20 protein-coding genes and 1 tRNA gene are annotated in these 16,537 nt (G+C 61.3%); 7 read left to right on the top strand and 14 right to left on the bottom strand.

The window, feature by feature from the left end; translation table 11 throughout:
* From J7J55_02835 to J7J55_02865, 7 genes are all read left to right on the top strand, one after another.
* On the top strand, nucleotides 1-1,457 hold a 1,457-nt coding region (locus tag J7J55_02835; GenBank protein ID MCD6141644.1), incomplete at its 5' end, for a caspase family protein.
* Between the two features lie 79 nt (nucleotides 1,458-1,536).
* Nucleotides 1,537-2,820 carry a hypothetical protein gene (locus J7J55_02840; GenBank protein ID MCD6141645.1) on the top strand — a complete coding sequence of 428 codons (1,284 nt, stop codon included), beginning with the start codon at nucleotides 1,537-1,539 and terminating at the stop codon, nucleotides 2,818-2,820.
* Nucleotides 2,804-3,082 carry a hypothetical protein gene (locus tag J7J55_02845; protein MCD6141646.1) on the top strand — a complete coding sequence of 93 codons (279 nt, stop codon included), beginning with the start codon at nucleotides 2,804-2,806 and terminating at the stop codon, nucleotides 3,080-3,082. Before J7J55_02840 ends, J7J55_02845 begins: the two co-directional genes overlap by 17 nt.
* Complete coding sequence (locus J7J55_02850; protein ID MCD6141647.1) at nucleotides 3,036-4,517, top strand: phosphoglucomutase/phosphomannomutase family protein; 1,482 nt, start codon at nucleotides 3,036-3,038, stop codon at nucleotides 4,515-4,517. Before J7J55_02845 ends, J7J55_02850 begins: the two co-directional genes overlap by 47 nt.
* Nucleotides 4,511-7,393, top strand: a complete 2,883-nt coding sequence (locus tag J7J55_02855) for a leucine--tRNA ligase (protein MCD6141648.1) — start codon at nucleotides 4,511-4,513, stop codon at nucleotides 7,391-7,393. Before J7J55_02850 ends, J7J55_02855 begins: the two co-directional genes overlap by 7 nt.
* A 36-nt stretch (nucleotides 7,394-7,429) precedes the next feature.
* Nucleotides 7,430-7,502, top strand: a tRNA-Ala gene (locus tag J7J55_02860).
* Between the two features lie 108 nt (nucleotides 7,503-7,610).
* A complete protein-coding gene (locus tag J7J55_02865) occupies nucleotides 7,611-8,240 on the top strand; it encodes a histidine phosphatase family protein (protein ID MCD6141649.1) in 630 nt (209 codons plus the stop codon).
* Between the two features lie 47 nt (nucleotides 8,241-8,287).
* Here J7J55_02865 and J7J55_02870 read toward each other — a convergent pair whose 3' ends face one another.
* The 14 genes from J7J55_02870 to J7J55_02935 all read right to left on the bottom strand — a co-directional run.
* On the bottom strand, nucleotides 8,288-9,382 hold the full coding sequence (locus J7J55_02870) for an MBL fold metallo-hydrolase (protein MCD6141650.1): 1,095 nt from the start codon (nucleotides 9,380-9,382) through the stop codon (nucleotides 8,288-8,290).
* A gap of 38 nt (nucleotides 9,383-9,420) precedes the next feature.
* Nucleotides 9,421-9,840, bottom strand: a complete 420-nt coding sequence (locus J7J55_02875; GenBank protein MCD6141651.1) for a YjbQ family protein — start codon at nucleotides 9,838-9,840, stop codon at nucleotides 9,421-9,423.
* 169 nt (nucleotides 9,841-10,009) lie between these two features.
* Nucleotides 10,010-10,360, bottom strand: coding sequence for a 50S ribosomal protein L17 (rplQ, locus tag J7J55_02880; protein MCD6141652.1), 351 nt, complete (start codon nucleotides 10,358-10,360; stop codon nucleotides 10,010-10,012).
* On the bottom strand, nucleotides 10,357-11,322 hold the full coding sequence (locus J7J55_02885) for a DNA-directed RNA polymerase subunit alpha (protein MCD6141653.1): 966 nt from the start codon (nucleotides 11,320-11,322) through the stop codon (nucleotides 10,357-10,359). Before J7J55_02885 ends, rplQ begins: the two co-directional genes overlap by 4 nt.
* Before the next feature lie 9 nt (nucleotides 11,323-11,331).
* The gene (gene rpsD, locus J7J55_02890) at nucleotides 11,332-11,955 is read right to left on the bottom strand and encodes a 30S ribosomal protein S4 (protein ID MCD6141654.1); all 624 of its coding nucleotides are present in this window, start codon (nucleotides 11,953-11,955) and stop codon (nucleotides 11,332-11,334) included.
* On the bottom strand, nucleotides 11,955-12,305 hold the full coding sequence (gene rpsK, locus J7J55_02895; GenBank protein ID MCD6141655.1) for a 30S ribosomal protein S11: 351 nt from the start codon (nucleotides 12,303-12,305) through the stop codon (nucleotides 11,955-11,957). The genes rpsD and rpsK overlap by 1 nt, the downstream gene beginning before the upstream one ends.
* 2 nt (nucleotides 12,306-12,307) lie before the next feature.
* Complete coding sequence (gene rpsM / locus J7J55_02900) at nucleotides 12,308-12,673, bottom strand: 30S ribosomal protein S13 (protein MCD6141656.1); 366 nt, start codon at nucleotides 12,671-12,673, stop codon at nucleotides 12,308-12,310.
* A gap of 9 nt (nucleotides 12,674-12,682) precedes the next feature.
* Nucleotides 12,683-12,796: a 50S ribosomal protein L36 gene (gene rpmJ, locus J7J55_02905; protein ID MCD6141657.1), complete on the bottom strand. Its 114-nt coding sequence runs from the start codon at nucleotides 12,794-12,796 to the stop codon at nucleotides 12,683-12,685.
* 18 nt (nucleotides 12,797-12,814) lie between these two features.
* Nucleotides 12,815-13,051 (bottom strand): translation initiation factor IF-1, encoded by a 237-nt coding sequence (gene infA, locus J7J55_02910; protein ID MCD6141658.1) that lies wholly within the window; start codon nucleotides 13,049-13,051, stop codon nucleotides 12,815-12,817.
* An 11-nt stretch (nucleotides 13,052-13,062) separates the two neighbouring features.
* On the bottom strand, nucleotides 13,063-13,815 hold the full coding sequence (gene map, locus J7J55_02915) for a type I methionyl aminopeptidase (protein ID MCD6141659.1): 753 nt from the start codon (nucleotides 13,813-13,815) through the stop codon (nucleotides 13,063-13,065).
* Nucleotides 13,812-14,438 (bottom strand): adenylate kinase, encoded by a 627-nt coding sequence (locus J7J55_02920; GenBank protein ID MCD6141660.1) that lies wholly within the window; start codon nucleotides 14,436-14,438, stop codon nucleotides 13,812-13,814. Before J7J55_02920 ends, map begins: the two co-directional genes overlap by 4 nt.
* Nucleotides 14,438-15,727 carry a preprotein translocase subunit SecY gene (gene secY, locus J7J55_02925; protein ID MCD6141661.1) on the bottom strand — a complete coding sequence of 430 codons (1,290 nt, stop codon included), beginning with the start codon at nucleotides 15,725-15,727 and terminating at the stop codon, nucleotides 14,438-14,440. The genes J7J55_02920 and secY overlap by 1 nt, the downstream gene beginning before the upstream one ends.
* 1 nt (nucleotide 15,728) lies before the next feature.
* On the bottom strand, nucleotides 15,729-16,175 hold the full coding sequence (gene rplO, locus J7J55_02930) for a 50S ribosomal protein L15 (GenBank protein MCD6141662.1): 447 nt from the start codon (nucleotides 16,173-16,175) through the stop codon (nucleotides 15,729-15,731).
* The coding region (locus tag J7J55_02935; GenBank protein ID MCD6141663.1) for a hypothetical protein at nucleotides 16,165-16,537 on the bottom strand (373 nt) is incomplete at its 5' end. The genes J7J55_02935 and rplO, both read right to left, overlap by 11 nt.

Raw genomic sequence — 16,537 nt, forward strand, 5'->3', positions numbered from 1 at the left:
GTACCTTCACCGTGGAGCTCACCGTCACGGATAACGACGGCCTCACCGCAACGAGGGAAGCGGAGATCGAGGTGGTGAACGTACCTCCTAAGGCCTCCTTCGCCTTCGAGCCCAAAGAGCCCTACGCCGGCCAGGAGGTCTTCTTCGACGCCTCCGCCTCCTCTGATCCGGACGGAAAGATCGTGGAGTACGCCTGGGACTTCCACGGGGACGGGGTGACGGACGCCGAGGGGATCGAGGTGACCCACGTCTTCGAGAAGCCCGGCACTTACACCGTAACCCTCACGGTGACCGACGATGACGGAGCAACAGCTTCTCACAAAGAGGAGATTGAAGTGAGAGGGTTGCCACCTGCTCCACCCAAGTTCAACGATGAATGGGGACTGGTGATCGGGGTGCAGGACTACAAAGATCCAACGATCCCCGATCTTCAGTTCACCAGTAACGATGCACAGGCGTTCTACAACTTCCTCGTCGATCGAAATGGCGGAGGATTCCCCAACGATCATGTCAGGCTGCTCCTCGACCAGCAAGCCACACAGCGGGCGATGCGGGCGGGATTCAAGTGGCTGATGGACAGCGCTGGTAAGGACGATCTCTTGGTGGTCTACTACGCCGGGCATGGGAGCTACGGGCCGGACTACAACCACGACGAGGATGATGGTTTCGACGAGTATCTCCTCCCTTACGATGTCGACCCTGGGGATCTTTTCTCCACCGGGATCAGGGACGATGAGATAGGGGACTGGCTCTCATCGCTTGAAAGCCGGCATGTTCTTTTGGTGTTCGACTCGTGTTTCTCCGGTGGAGCGACACGTCAAGTGCGGACGTTCAGCGAGGAGGGGATGCGAGCTGGACCGGGGAACAAGGTATTCAGCGACTTTATGGGTAGTGGTAGACTGGTATTGGCAGCATCACAGGAGAGTGAGCCGTCGTACGAGGATGCGCGGTTAAAGCACGGGGTGTTCACCTACTTCCTGCTGCAGGCAGTGGGAGGAGCGGAGGATCCGACCAAGCCGGGTGAGGGGGTGCCTAACGCGGACGAAAACGGAGATGGCCGAGTGACGGTGGAGGAACTCCGGGCATATCTTACAACCCAGGTGCCGAAATATATCAGCGAAGAGATGCAAGAGAAACCGCAGCATCCGCTGATCGAGGGGGACGAGGGGCTGAAGGGAGTGGCGCTGAATGGGTACGGGATCCCATTAGAAGGCAAGGTGACAGCGATACAGGGTAATACGGTGATCATATCGTTGGGGAGTCGGCAAGGGATACAGCCGGGAGACCGGTTCCAGGTGATACGACCGCTCACCCTCCCCGATGGCACGACCATCAACGAGGTGGAGGCAACGATCGAAGTCTGTTACATCCTTGGCCCTGACCGGGCGGCGTGCCGGATTATCAAAGGGTTCTTCCCAATCGAAGTCAAAGATACGGTCCGCCCATTAGCTGAGTGAGAAACAAGTTCCTTCTCACCCTTCCTTTACAATCCGCATTGAGCTGTGCTATCATCAACTGTAGCGAAGGAGGGGTACCATGAATAAGAAGGTAGCGCTGGCGCTTGTCCTGTTGATCATGACATTCGGTGTGGTGGCGGCCGCGACGACAACGACGATTACCATCTACTCGCAGGGAATCGCGTGCATCGAGGATTCGACGACGCTCTCCCTCAGCCAGGGGATCAACACCGTGCGGATTCCGGTTCCGGACGGGTTCGTCCCCGAGTCGCTCAAAGTCGAGTCCCAAGGGGAAGTCATCTCTCAGTCGTTTCACCCCGGAGGGGCTGATTCGATCCTGTCCGCTGCTCGTGGGAAACCGATCGAGGTGGAAAGCGAGGACGGGACGATCTACCGCGGGGTCCTCATCTCGACAAGCGGAGGGATCGCCCTGCAAGATAATGCCGGTACGATTCACCTAATTGAGAACCCGACCCGGGTGAGCATTGCCGGCAAGGAACTCGAGCTCTCCCCTTATCTTGAACTTACGCTCTCCGCTGCCACGGCGGGGAAATACCAGGTGGTGCTCACCTACCTCTCGACCGGGTTCAATTGGGGAATGGACTACGTCGGGACCCTGTCCGCCGACGGGAAAGAGATGGGGCTCACCGGCTGGGTTCAGCTTTCGAACTCGACCGAGTTCGCCATTTCCGGGGCGAACGTACGCCTCGTCGCCGGACAGGTGAATCAAGTGGAGAAGGGATACGCCGAAGCACGGGTCGCTCCCATGGCTGTCCCCCTCGCTCAGGAGGCGGCGTTCGAGTATCACCTCTATACCCTTCCCGGGCAGATCGATCTCCCCGCGGGTAAGACGATCCTCGTCCCCTACGGGAACTACTCTGGAATCCCGGTGGAAAAGGTGTACACCTTTGAGGGGAGCGCGGTGGGGGTATCCATCAAATTCGTGAATGACGATGCCCATCGGCTGGGAGTCCCGCTTCCCGCCGGAGACGTACGCCTGTTCCAGGCGCGCCCTGATGGGACGATCTTCATCGGTGCCGATTCGATCGGGCATACCCCGGTGAGGGAAGAGGTCTCCCTTCGGGCGGGGAGTGCGTTTGACATCACCGGAAAACGAACCGAGCTTTCCAACGTCAAGATCTCTGGTTCCACCTACCGCGCCAGTTATCGGATCGAGATCCACAACCACAAGAACGAGCCGGTGACAGTGAACGTTCTCGAACATCCAGTTGGGCGGTCGTGGAAGATCACGAGCTCGTCGCAACCATATACCCAGGTGGATTCAGGGACGATAAAATTCGTCCTCACGGTCCCAGCAGATGGGGAAAGCATGGTAACATACACCGTTGAATACAGTTACTGAGCACGAAGAGATGATCTCCCGCTACAAGCGGGCGGTGGAGGCGGCGATTGCCCGCCTCCCGGTGAAGAACGGGGTCGTGGATATCGACTCGATCTGGGTGGAGACGTCCATCCCCTACGATATCCTCCAGGAGATCCTCACGCGCCAGGACCTTGTCCTGCCGGAGAACGTGGAACGGGTCAACTTAAAGTCGACGATCCAGACGGGAGGAAGCGGTGGTAAAAAGGCGAAAAAGCGACGAAGAAATAAAGTTCGGCACTGACGGCTGGCGCGGGGTGATCGCGCGCGAGTTCACGTTCGGAAACGTGGGCAGGGTCGCGGCTGCGACCGGGAAGTTCCTCGCCTCTCCCGACCGGAAGAACCTCGCCATCTACACCGACTGGAAAGCGGAATACCGCCCCGCTGGCGACGGGGTGGTGGTCGGCTACGACATGCGATTCCTGTCCCGCGAATTTGCTCATCACTTCGCACGCGTCCTCCACGACACCGGAATCCCGGTCGTGATCTCGCACGGGCCGGTAACCACCCCGACCGTCTCCTACGCGGTCGTCGATCGCCGTGCCGCGGCCGGGATCATGATCACCGCTTCCCACAACCCGCCGATCTACAACGGGATCAAGTACAAGGCCGAGTACGGCGGCTCCGCCCCGGGGGAGGTGACCGACGGGGTGGTCGCCCATCTACCCGATCAGGCACCGGTGCCGCGCACCCCGGAGGGGGGAGTCCCCGAGGTCGATCTGCGGACTCCGTTTCTGAACAAGATCCGTACCCTGATCGATCCGGCCCGACTCAAGGCCTCCCCGGTGCACGTGGTGGTCGACTCGATGTACGGCTCGGCCCAGGGGTACGTCGCCGAGATCCTGCGCGAGAACCATGTCCCTTACACCCAGATCCGCGGCCGCCGCGATCCCCTATTCGGGGGGAAGAAGCCGGAGCCGCTCGAGGAGAACCTGGTTCCGCTGCGGGCGGTGATCGCCTCGTTGCATCCGAAAAAGAAGCACCTCCTCGGGGTGGTGACCGACGGGGACGGTGACCGGATCTCGGCGATGGACGAACAGGGCGGGTTCATCGACGCCCACCGCACGTTCGCCCTCATCCTCCGCTACCTGGTCGAGGAACGCAGGATGCGCGGCGCGGTCGTCACCTCGTTCAACCTGACCGACATGGCGCGCGACATGTGCGAGGACTACGGTCTCACTCAGATCGTCGTTCCGATCGGGTTCAAGCATCACTGCGAGCAGATCTTGACTCGCGGTGACGTTCTGATTGCCGGAGAGGAGAGCGGCAGCATCGCGATCCGCGGGCACATCCCGGAACGGGATGGGGTCCTGTGCTCGCTCCTTCTCACTGAGATTGCAGCGAGCGCGGGCAAACCGATGAGCGCCCTCGTCCAATCCCTGTTCGATAAGTACGGGCCAAGGTTCTACCACCGCCGCGACATCCACGTCCCCCACCGCCTGGAGGTAGTGGAGAAACTCCGGCATAATCCACCGGAGAGGTTTGCCGGAAAGGCAGTGCGAGCTGTGGAGACGCTCGACGGGGTGAAGCTCCGGTTCGACGACGGGTGGCTCCTGTTCCGCGCGTCCGGCACCGAGCCGATCCTCCGGCTTTACTGCGAGATGAGAGAGAAAAAGCAGGTGTATGCGCTCCTGGAAGAGGCGGAGCAATTGGCGAGAGGAGACCTCAGGCTATGGTAGAAGAGTACGATTTCAAGAAGATCGAAGAACGGTGGCGTGACTTCTGGCGCGAGAAGAAGTTCTTCCACGCCGACATCAAGGACACGAGGAAGAAGTTCTACTATCTCAACATGTTCCCCTATCCGTCGGGGTATCTTCACGTCGGGCATGGGCGGAATTACATCATCGGCGATGTCGTCACCCGGTTCTATCTCATGCGCGGATACAACATCCTAAATCCGATGGGTTGGGACGCATTCGGCCTGCCGGCGGAGAACGCGGCGATCGATCACGGGATCCATCCCCGCGATTGGACGCTGAAGAACATCGCCCACGCCAAGGAGCAGTTCCGTGCTTGGGGGATCGAGTACGACTGGGATCGCGAGATAACGACCTGCCTTCCCGACTACTACAAGTGGACTCAGTGGCTGTTCCTGCAGCTGTACAAGCACGGGCTCGCGTACAAGAAGCGGGCGACGGTGAACTACTGCCCGACCTGCGACACGGTCCTTGCCAACGAGCAGGTGGTCGGCGGGGTATGCGAGCGCTGCGGGACCCCGCCCGTGAAAAAGACCCTGGAGCAGTGGTTCTTCAAGATCACCGCCTACGCCGATCAGCTCCTGGACGATCTGAAGAAGCTCGACGGCTGGCCGGAGAACGTGAAGAAGATGCAAGCCAACTGGATCGGCCGCAGCGAGGGAGCAGAGGTCAAGTTTCATACCGAGAAAGGCGATGAGATCGTGGTGTTCACCACCCGGCCGGACACCCTGTGGGGAGCGACGTTCATGGTCCTCGCTCCGGAGCACCCGCTCGTCGACTCGCTCACCACTCCCACTCAGCGCGCCGCGGTCGATGCCTACCGGAAGGAAACGGAACAACGCACCGAGATCGAGCGCACCTCGACCGAGCGGGAGAAGACCGGCGTGTTCACCGGCGGGTACGCGATCAATCCGGTGAACGGAGAGAAGATCCCGGTGTGGATCGCCGATTACGTCCTCATGACCTACGGGACCGGGGCGATCATGGCCGTCCCCGCCCACGACGAGCGCGACTTCGCGTTCGCGCTCAAGTTCGGCCTGCCGATCATCCCGGTGATCGAGCGGAGCGACGGGGTGGTGCGTTCCTTCGTGCGGAATGCGGCGGTCGATCCCGAGTTCGCCGCTGCGCTCGCCACGGCCGGGTTCGCGCATGAGATGAGCGATGATGGAATCACGGTCGATCTGACCGTCTCCGACCTCGACGGTTATCTTGCCCTCCTCCGCGAGCACCTCAGGCCCGATGGCTGGGCGAGCGTCGCCGGGGCGAGGTTCGCGTTTGTGTTCGATGATGGTGTGCGCGAGCTCGACTCCGCCGCAGCGGACAGGGAGATCATCTCTCGATTGCAGAAGATCGATCCGAGCCTCTCCGAGATGCGCACGGCGATGGAGGTCCTCGCCGCGATCCCGGCCTACGCGGACGTCCTGTTTCACGCCGATCACGGGACGATGCTCCACTCCGGCGAGTTCACCGGCACCCCGGGGGAGGAGGCGGTCGACAAGGTGATCGCCTGGCTCGAGGAGACAGGGAAGGGGAAGCGAGCGGTCAACTACAGGTTGCACGACTGGCTCATCTCCCGCCAGCGCTACTGGGGGGCACCGATCCCGATCATCTACTGCGAGAAGTGCGGGATCGTACCCGTGCCGGAGGAGGATCTACCCGTCCTCCTGCCCGATGTCGAGTTCATCGGGAAGAAGGGGCTCGCCGACATCCCGGGCTATGCCGAGACGAAATGCCCGATCTGTGGCGGGCCGGCGCGGCGCGACACCGACACGATGGACACGTTCGTCGACTCCTCCTGGTATTACCTGCGCTTCATCTCGCCCGACCGCGACGACGTCCCGTTCGTGAAGGAGGACGTCGACAACTGGCTCCCGGTCGACCAGTACGTCGGCGGAGTGGAACACGCCATCCTCCACCTCCTCTATTCGCGGTTCATCACCAAGGCACTCCACGACATGGGATACGTCTCGTTCGACGAGCCGTTCAAGCGCCTGTTCACCCAGGGGATGATCTGTCACACCGCTTATCGCTGTCCGGAGCACGGCTGGCTCTACCCGCATGAGGTGAAGGACGGACGCTGTCCCCATTGTGGGCGGGAGCTCGAGACCTACAACTTCTCGATGTCGAAATCGAAGAAGAACGTCGTCTCCCCGGAGGAGATCATCGAGCGCTACGGCGCGGACACCGAGCGGCTGTACACGCTGTTCATGGGACCTCCCGACCGCGACATCGAGTGGACCGAGGAAGGGGTGCGGGGGGCATTCCGGTTCATCAATCGGTTCTGGACGTTGGTCCTATCGCAGGCAGAGCGGGTGAAGGCCGCCCCGCCGCAGGTGGATCCATCCGCGCTCGACGCCGCGGGCCGAGCGCTGTGGCGGCGGTACAACCGGACGGTGAAAAAGGTGACCGAGGACATCGAGGGGAAGTTCAACTTCAACACCGCAGTCGCGGCGGTGATGGAGCTCACAAACGAGCTCTCTCACTACGTAGAAGGTGAGGGGGACGACGCGCTCGTGCGGGCGGTGATCGAAGGGCTGGTCCTGATCCTGTCGCCGTTCATCCCGTTCGTATGCGAGGAGCTGTGGCGGAGGATCGGGCACGACGACGCGATCCTCGAGCAGCCATGGCCGGAGTATGCTGCCGACGCGCTCGAGGAGGAAGTCCTCGAGATCCCGGTGCAGATAAACGGGAAGGTGCGGGCGCGGGTCCAGGTCCCGGCCGCGGTGGGGAGCGACCCCGAGGCGTTGAAACAGGCGGCGCTCGCCGATCCCGCCGTTCAGAAGCGGCTCGACGGTAAGGAGCCCGTCAAGGTGATCGCCATCCCGGGGAAGATGGTGAGCATCGTGGTCCGGTCTTGAAAACCGGCGGAAAATCGGGTAAAAACCGAATACATCGGGGCCTTAGCTCAGTTGGGAGAGCGCTTGCATGGCATGCAAGAGGTGAGGGGTTCGAATCCCCTAGGCTCCAAAGCATCGTCTCTCGAGAACGCGCGATCTGCCGATCCTCCAGAGGCCTCGGTCATCTTGCGTATAGATAGTCTTTCTGTATCCCGTTGCGGTAAGAGGAGAGCACAGCATGCGAAAAGTCGCCGTGGTGGTCCATGCTGAGGCGCGGCATCACATCGATCGGCTTGTGGGAGGCTGGTACGACTCAAGCCTCACAGAACACGGAAGGGAACAAGCACAGCAGGTCGGGCTTGCTCTGCGCCGTGTATTTCCAATGCTCCACGTGCCGATTGTGTCCTCTGATCTTAAGCGCGCTCGCCAGACCGCCGAGATCATCGGGGAAGCTCTTCAGTCTGCAGTAGTTCTGGATCCCAGATTGCGCGAACTGAGCTACGGAATCGCAGAAGGACGGCCTCAGTCATGGCTCGCTGAGCGAATTGTGCCCGTGCCGACTTGCGGTTCCCGGATTGACCATCGTGTCTGTGAAGGCGCGGAATCGCGACGGGATCTCGCCACCAGGGTGTACGCGGCACTAGATGAAGTTGTTGCCTCAGACATAAAGGACATCATCATCGTGACACACGGGTTCGCAGCGACGTTTGTGATCGCCTACTGGATCGGCCTGCCGATCGAGAAAGCCGATTACGTCAATTTCACCGTCTCCCCAGCTAGCTTGTCTCTTCTCGTTGAAGATGACGTATTCATGAACCGGAGCGTTCAATCTCTCAACGATACACGTCATCTGGTCAATACGACGTGAACAATATGGGATCGGCCCACAGCCAATACCCGTAGGGCAGCATCGTTTCATACCTCAAACCAGCGCGGTGCGAGGAGTTCGTGATCAAGCGTTCCGTCCCCAGCTCGGGCAATCACATCGTCCATTTCTCCATCGGCCTTCCAACGCGCGAGCCGATCGGTGAGGGGAGCAATCCCCATGAGCTCGGCACCGGTGATTGCCCCGGCGGAGAACGCCTGTTGGAGCTTCTCCCGGAACCGTGGTTCGCGGGTTAAGTGATGGTCGAGGATCACAAGCGATGCGTGCGCTTCCTTCACCGTGCGGGTGCAGTTGCGGATCGCCCGGGCGAGGGTCTCCTTCGATTGAAATGGGCCGAGCAGATAGGTCGCCGGACCGTCGAGGATGAGAACATCCGGCTTCTCCTCAACTATCCACGCGGCGTAGTCCTCGATGATCGGCCCCTGCAGGTCGGAGGAGTAGATGAGCTTCCGCCCGTTGTGCTCCACCACCACCCCGAGGACCCAACCCGGAGAGGCGTACTCGATCCCGTGGAACATCGGCGCAGTGAACCGGACGGTGGTATCCCCGATCGTAAACGTGCGTGCGTCGGCGAACGCAATCCGTCCGGCGAACCCCGCTGCGTCCACCCAACTCCCCTCTCTCCAGAGATTCGTCAGCCCGAGGAACCGCCGGCGCCACTTGGCGATGAGATCAGCGCGACGGTCCGACTGCGCCGCGAGGGGCAAAGCATCCAGCGGATCGGGATATTCCGCCATTGCTGACGAGCGCTCGCGATATTCGCCTCCCATGGATTCAACGAGGGACGATAGAAACGCCCGCGCCCGGCCCCACTGCGAGCGGTTGATCCACCGATTCGGATCCTTGATCCACATGGTCTTTCCGGCGAAGAGCTCCGGGATGTCGGGCCGGAAGTGGTCGTAGTGATAATGGGTGATCGCGATGTGGGTCGCGTCCGCAGCGGCGGTTCTGATTGCCCGGGTAGCGAGGTCCAGGTAATACGCCTTGAGCGCGTCCGGAGCCGGGTAGCGCGGCTGCATGATCGCCGCTCCGGGATCGATGAGGAGCGCTAGATCCGGGGTGCGCACGAGGACGCACATCGATTTCGCCCCCAAGGAATCGAACCAGACCGGACGCAGTTCCATCCCTTCTCCCCCCCGATGGGCGAGTTCCGTAGTTCCCCTTATTCGCCGATGATCTTGATCAGAACGCGCTTTCTCCGCCGCCCGTCGAATTCGCCGTAGAAGATCTGCTCCCACGGGCCGAAGTCGAGCTTCCCGTCGGTGATCGCCACCACCACCTCGCGGCCCATGATCTGCCGCTTCAAGTGCGCATCGCCGTTATCCTCGCCGGTGCGGTTGTGGCGATAGCGGGAAATCGGTTCATGCGGGGCGAGTTCCTCGAGCCAGTCCTCGTAATCGGCGAGCAGTCCGGGTTCGTCATCGTTGATGTACACACTCGCCGTGATGTGCATCGCGTTCACCAGGCACAGCCCTTCCTTGACCCCGCTCTCCCGCACCGCGGCTTCTACTTGCGGGGTGATGTTGATGAACGCCCGCCGGGTCGGGGTCTCAAACCATAGTTCTTTACGATAGCTCTTCACGTGAGTCCCTCCTTGCCTGATCATTACCCCATCCGCAGAACCGGGGCAAGTTCGGGCACCATCGCAGTGCAGACAAGCGGCGCCGCTGCGGGTCGGAGATTATTTGCCCCGCAAAAACGAACGGCCCTCCGATCTCGGAGGGCCTGCCGACTTTCGCAACCACGATGCCCTAGACGAGCATCAACCGCGCCTGCTCCGCTCCGTCCCCCTGCCGGGGTCCGAGCTTCACTACCCGGGTGTATCCGCCGGGACGGTCCTTGTACCGCGGTCCGATCTCGTCGAACAGCTTGTCCACGACTTGCTTGTCCTGCAGGCGGGCGAACACGAGCCGGCGCGCGTGTTGGTCGCCGCGGCGAGCGAGGGTAATCACCTGTTCAGCGTAACGCTGCGCCGCCTTGGCACGCCCAAACGTGGTGTCTACCTTCTCGTTGATGATCAACCCCTTGGTCAGGTTCGCCAACACACTCCTGCGGTGTGCACGCACCATCCCCATTTTGTCGACTTTGTTTCTGTGCCTCATTCTTTCATCTCCTCTTCACCCTTGAGCCTGTACCCGAGCTCGCGCAGCCGCTCCTCCACCTTGAGCAGGGTCTTCTCCCCGAACCCGTGGATGTCGAGAAGCTCCTCCCGCGGCCGGGACAGCAGGTCGCCCAACGTCACGATCTCCGCCTCCCGCAAGAGGTTACACGCCCGTTGGTCGATCTTCAGCTCGGTGAGCGGAATCGCGAGCTCTCCGGTCTCAACGGCTTCACCCTCCTCCGCTGTCTCCTCCCCGGCCGCACCGAGTCCAAACGGGTGTTCGGCAAGCCCGGAGAACAGCTCCAGGTGCCGTTGTAGGATCGCTACCGCTTCGGAAAGCGCCTCCTCGGGCTTGATCCCGCCGTTAGTGGTAAGCTCAAGGATCAGCCGCTCGTACCCGCTCTTTCCCCCGACCCTTGTTTCCTCCACGGTGAAGTTCACCTGTCGTACCGGGGAGAAATCGGCATCGATCGGGATCAGGGACAGAGGCGCGTTCTCCAGCCGGTTCATCTCCGCAGCGCGGTAGCCGTAACCAGCCTCGAGTTCCATCTCCACCTCAAGCCGCCCCTTCTCGTTCAGGGTAGCGATGTGCTGGTCGGGGTTGACGATCTCCACCCCGGGCGGGATGTTGATGTCCGCGGCAGTCACCTCCCCCGGCCCCTTCTTCTCCAGGGTAAGGTACTTCACTTCATCCTCGGAGACGCGGAATACTACATCCTTCAAGTTCAGGATGATCTCAAGAACGTCCTCACGCACCCCTTCGATCGTGTCGTACTCGTGGTACTTGCCGGCGAAGTTCACCCGCACGATCGCTGCCCCGGGAATGGATGAGAGGAGGGTGCGGCGGATGCTGTTGCCGAGGGTTGTCCCGAACCCACGCTCGAGCGGCTCGATCACGATCCGAGCGTATTTGTCGGTCAGCTCCTCGGTGGTGATCCCCTGTGGAAAGACGAGCTCGTCCATCGCGACCTCCTAACGGGAGTAGAACTCAACGATCAGGTTGGCGGCGATGTTGTACCCCGTCTCCTCCGGGTTGGGAGGGGCGATCACCTGCGCCTTCATCGCTTCGAAATTCCGCTCAATCCAGGTCGGGATCTCCCGATCCTTGTTCGCCTCGATGATCTTCTTCACCTTATCGCGCCGGCTTTCCTTGACCGCGATCACGTCCCCCTCCCGCACCAGGATCGACGGGACGTTCACCGCCCGGTCGTTCAGCTGGAAATGTCCGTGCACGATCATCTGGCGGGCCTGAGACCGGGAGGACGCAAACCCGGCCCGGTAGACCACGTTGTCGAGCCGGCGCTCAAGCAGGGTCAGCAATGCCTCACCGGTGATCCCCTTCTTCCGCTTCGCCTGCTCCACGTAGTTGCGGAACTGGCGTTCACCGAGCCCGTATATCCGCCGCGCCTTCTGCTTTTCCCGCAAGTGAAGCAGGTATTGACTGCGCCGCGGGCGATGCTTCTTCGGGCGCTCGCCCGGCGGGTTTGCCCGGCGGGAGAGGGGGCAGCTCGACGTGTAGCAACGCTCACCCTTCAGGAAGAGCTTCTCTCCTTCCCTACGACATTTTTTGCACTTAGGCCCAGTGTCTCTCCCCATTATCTTCTCCTCGGATTACTGCTGTGGGATACCGGGGTGACGTTCTTAACTTCCTCCACCCGGATGCCCGATCCCTTGATCGTTTGCACCACGGATTGCCGTCCTGACCCCGTTCCCTTGATCGTGACGATCACGGAACGGATCCCGTAGTCCTTCATCTCCCGCACCAGCGCCTCCGCCGCGATCTGGGCGGCGTACGGAGTCCCCTTCCGCGATCCCTTGTATCCGACTACCCCGGGACTCTTCCAGGTGATCGGATTTCCGTTGAGGTCGGTGACCGTGATGATCGTGTTGTTGTAAGTGGCGTGGATATGGACCCGCGCCCGTTCCAGTTTGATGTTCTTCGCCATCCCTACCTCTTCTTCCCGGCCTTAGCTGGCCGCGGTCCCTTCCAGGTGCGCGCGTTCGACCGCGTCCGCTGCCCCCGCACCGGGAGACGTCGCTTGTGGCGGATCCCGCGGTAGGCGTTGATATCCTTGAGGCGTTGAATGTTGGCGTAGATCTGCCTGCGCAGATCACCCTCCACCACGTATTTTTCCACCTCGTTCCGCAGGGCGGAGATCTCCTTCTCCGTCAGATCGCGAACGCGTACATCCGGCGACACGCCCGCCGCCTCCAGGATCTTGGCAGCACGCGACCGCCCGATCCCGAAGATGTAGGTAAGGCCGATCTCCACTCTCTTATCGTTAGGTAGGTTGACCCCAGCTATCCGCGCCATACACCCTCCCTAGCCCTGTCTCTGCTTGTGCTTGGGGTTCCGACAGATGACCATCAGACGGCCCTCTCGTCGGATCACCTTGCAGTTCGGGCAGATCTTCTTCACTGAGCTTCTCACTTTCATATCCTCTTGACGCAGCGGTTAAGACTCCCGGTATACAATCCGCCCCTTTGTCAGGTCGTACGGCGAAAACTCCACCACGACCCGGTCGCCGGTCAGAATGCGGATGTAATGCTTACGAATCTTGCCCGAGATATGACAAAGGACCACATGCCCGTTTTGAAGCCGCACCCGAAACATCGAACTGGGGAGGCTCTCGATCACCTCTCCCCGCTGGCGGATAACTTCCTTCTTCCCGCGGTTCTCGGTCTTCGCCACTGCGTCTCTTTTCACCTCCTTATCGTTAATATCTCAACTCCTCTTTCCGTAAGGGCGACGGTGTGCTCGAAGTGTGCCGCTAGCCCTCCGGTACCTGTTACCACGGTCCATCCGTCGTCGAGCACGCGGGTCGGAGCGGGATCGGTCTTTACCATCGGCTCGATGGCGAACACCATCCCCACCCGCAACCTCGGCCCCCGCCCGGGAGGTCCATAGTTCGGGATCTGCGGGTCTTCGTGCAGATCTTTTCCGATTCCGTGCCCGACGTATTCCTTTACAACGAAAAGCCCCTCACTTTCCACGTAGGAGCCGATCGTATGCGAGATATCGGACAGGCGATTGCCAATTTTAACCTGTTTTATCCCCCGCCACAAGCTCTCTTCCGTTGTGGAGAGGAGATGTTCCGCCACCTCTCCGATTTGCCCGACCGGGACGGTCGTCGCCATGTCGGCGTAGTATCCGTCCCGCACCAGCCCGATGTCGATCGATAGGATGTCTCCCTCATGCAGCAGCCGATCCTCTGACGGAATCCCATGCACCACCTCTTCGTTGATCGACGTGCACAGGGTCGCGGGGAACCCGTGGTATCCCTTGAATGCCGGGCTCGCACCCTCGCGCCGGATCAGCTCCTCTGCGAGCCGGTCGAGTGAGGCGGTGCTCACCCCCGGCGCGACCTTGGAACAGACCTCATCCAACACCGAGGCGAGGAGCGCACCGTTGCGGCGCATCGTCTCGATCTCTTCCGGGGTCTTGATCAGGATCATCCGCCGATTATCTCCATGATCCGGGCGAAGATCGCATCCGGGTCGGCCTTTCCATCGACCTCCACGAGGAGGCCGCGGCTTCGGTAGAACTCGATCAGCGGCGCGGTGGAGGAGGTGTAGACGTCGTAGCGGTTCTCGATCACCTCGGGCCGGTCGTCATCCCGCTGGTAGAGCTCCCCGCCGCACGCGTCGCACTTCCCGTCCACCTTGGGCGGATTGCTGATCAGATTGTAGATCCTCCCGCAGTTGCGGCAGACACGCCGCGACGAGAGTCGGCGGATCACCTCATCCCGCTCCAGCTCGATGTCGATCACAACGTCTACCGGCGTGATCTGCTCAAGCGCCTCGGCCTGGGCCACGGTGCGGGGAAAACCATCGAGGATGAACCCGTCGGCATTCTCGATCCTCCCCCGGATCATCCCGATGATCAACTCATCCGGGACGAGGTCACCCCGATCCATGTAGGCCTTGGCCTGCTTCCCGAGTTCCGTCCCCCGTGCCACCTCATCGCGCAGGATGTCCCCGGTGGAGAGGTGCAACAGGCCGGTCTTCTCGACGATCCGTTTCGCCTGTGTTCCCTTCCCCGCTCCCGGCGGGCCGAGCAGAATGATCTTCTTCTTCATCATTTCCTCCTCCCGAGGAGCCCACCGCTCTTGGTCAGGCTCTCATAGTGGCGCATGACGAGGTGGGCCTCCATCTGCATGATCGTGTCGATCCCGACCCCGACCACGATGAGAAGCGACGTCCCTCCGATGATGTACATCCCTCTGATCCCGGAGATGGCGGTGAATACGTACGGCAAAACCGCGATCGCTGACAGGAAGACGGCCCCGATCAACAGGATCCGGTTCAGGATCATGGATATGTAGTCGGCAGTCGGTTTGCCCGGCCGCACCCCGGGGATGAACCCGCCTGACTCGCGGATGTTCTTCGCCACGTCCTCGGGATCGAAGACGATCGAGCTGTAAAAGTAGGTGAAGAAGAAGATCAGCACCACGTACGCGAGCATGTACGGCAGGCTTCCGGCACGGACATACGGGGTGATCCAACTGAGCGATGGGATCCATTGTCCGATCGTCATCGGGATCGACAAAAGCGCCAGGGCGAAGATGATCGGAATGACCCCGCCCTGGTTCACCCGGATCGGCAGGTGGGAGGTATGCCCTCCGTAGATGCGCCGGCCCGTGGTCCGCTTGGCGTACTGGATCACGATCTTGCGCTGCCCCTGCTGAATCATGACGACTCCGGCAATCACCGCGATCAGAAGGGCGATGAACACAATCCCCCACAGTGGGCTGACCGTCCCAGCGGTGATCTCGATGTAGGCCGACTGGAACTGTGCCGGAAGGCGGGAGAGGATTCCGATCATGATCAGCATGCTGATCCCGTTCCCGATCCCGTTCTCTGTCATCCGCTCTCCGAGCCACATCAGGTAGATCGTCCCCGTGGTCATGGCGATGATCGAGGTGAGATAGAACCAGACGGTCGGTTTGGCAAGGCCCCAGTTGACGACGAGCAGGCTCATTGCTATCGCCTGGATCACCGCCAGCCCGACGGTCGACCAGCGAGTGTAGGCAGTGATCTTCTTCCGCCCTTCCCGGCCCTGCTCCTGCAGCTCCTTCAGCTTGGGGACGACGGCGGTGAGGAGGCTGAATATGATCGATGCATTGATGTACGGGGTCACCCCAAGCGCGAACAGGGAGAAGCGCTTCAACGCTCCTCCGCTGAACATGTTTAGAAAATCGAAGATTCCGCCACCTTGAGACTCAAAGAAGTGTTTCAACGCGTCCGCATCTACCCCGGGGACCGGGATGTGCGTCCCCAACCGGTAGACAATGATCGCCCCCAGGGTGAAGATGATGCGCTTGCGCAGCTCCGGGACGCGGAAAACGTTGGTTAACGTCTCCCACATCCTAAATCACCTCGGCCTTTCCCCCGGCCTGTTCGATCTTCTGCCGGGCGGTCGAGGAGAACCGATGCGCACGCACGATGAGCGGCTTGGTCAGCTCACCCCGGCCCAGGATCTTCAGGCGCTTGTTTCTCCCCTTGACCAACTTGCGGGCGCGCAGGGCCTCCAGCGTCACTTCGGAGTTCTCCGGGAACGCTCGCTCGAGGGTGTCGAGGTTCACGCACGCGTACTCGATCCGCGTGTAGTTGTGAAAGCCCCGCTTGGGGAACCGCATCCAGATCGGAGTCTGCCCTCCCTCGAACCCGAGGCGGACCCCACCGCCGGAGCGGGAGTTCTGCCCCTTGGTCCCGCGGCCGCTTTCGTGCCCGCCGTGTCCGGAGCTATAACCGCGTCCGACACGCTTGCGCCGGTGGACGCTCCCCTTGGTGGGGCGAAGATCTTCAAGCCGCATTGCTCACCTCCGCCGGTACGTCCTTCTCCTCTCCAATCTTCCCGCGTAGAGACTCAACTTCTTCCTTGCTTCGCATCCGACTCAGGCCGTCGATCGCAGCGCGCGAGAGGGTGAGCGGGTTGGTCGTCCCAATCGACTTGGTCAGGATGTCCCTGATTCCTGCGAGTCGGCAGATCGCCCCGACCGTCACCCCGGCGATGATCCCGGTCCCGGGATGGGCCGGCTTGAGCAGGACCCGACCAGCCTTGAACTTCCCGATGATCTCGTGCGGTATCGTCCCGCCGTCGAGGGGGACATCGATCAGGTTCTTCTTGGCGTCCCTGATCGCCTGCTGGATGGCGCGGGGGATCTCGGTGGTGCTC

Source organism: Candidatus Bipolaricaulota bacterium (genome assembly GCA_021159055.1).
Lineage (GTDB): Bacteria > Bipolaricaulota > Bipolaricaulia > UBA7950 > UBA9294 > S016-54.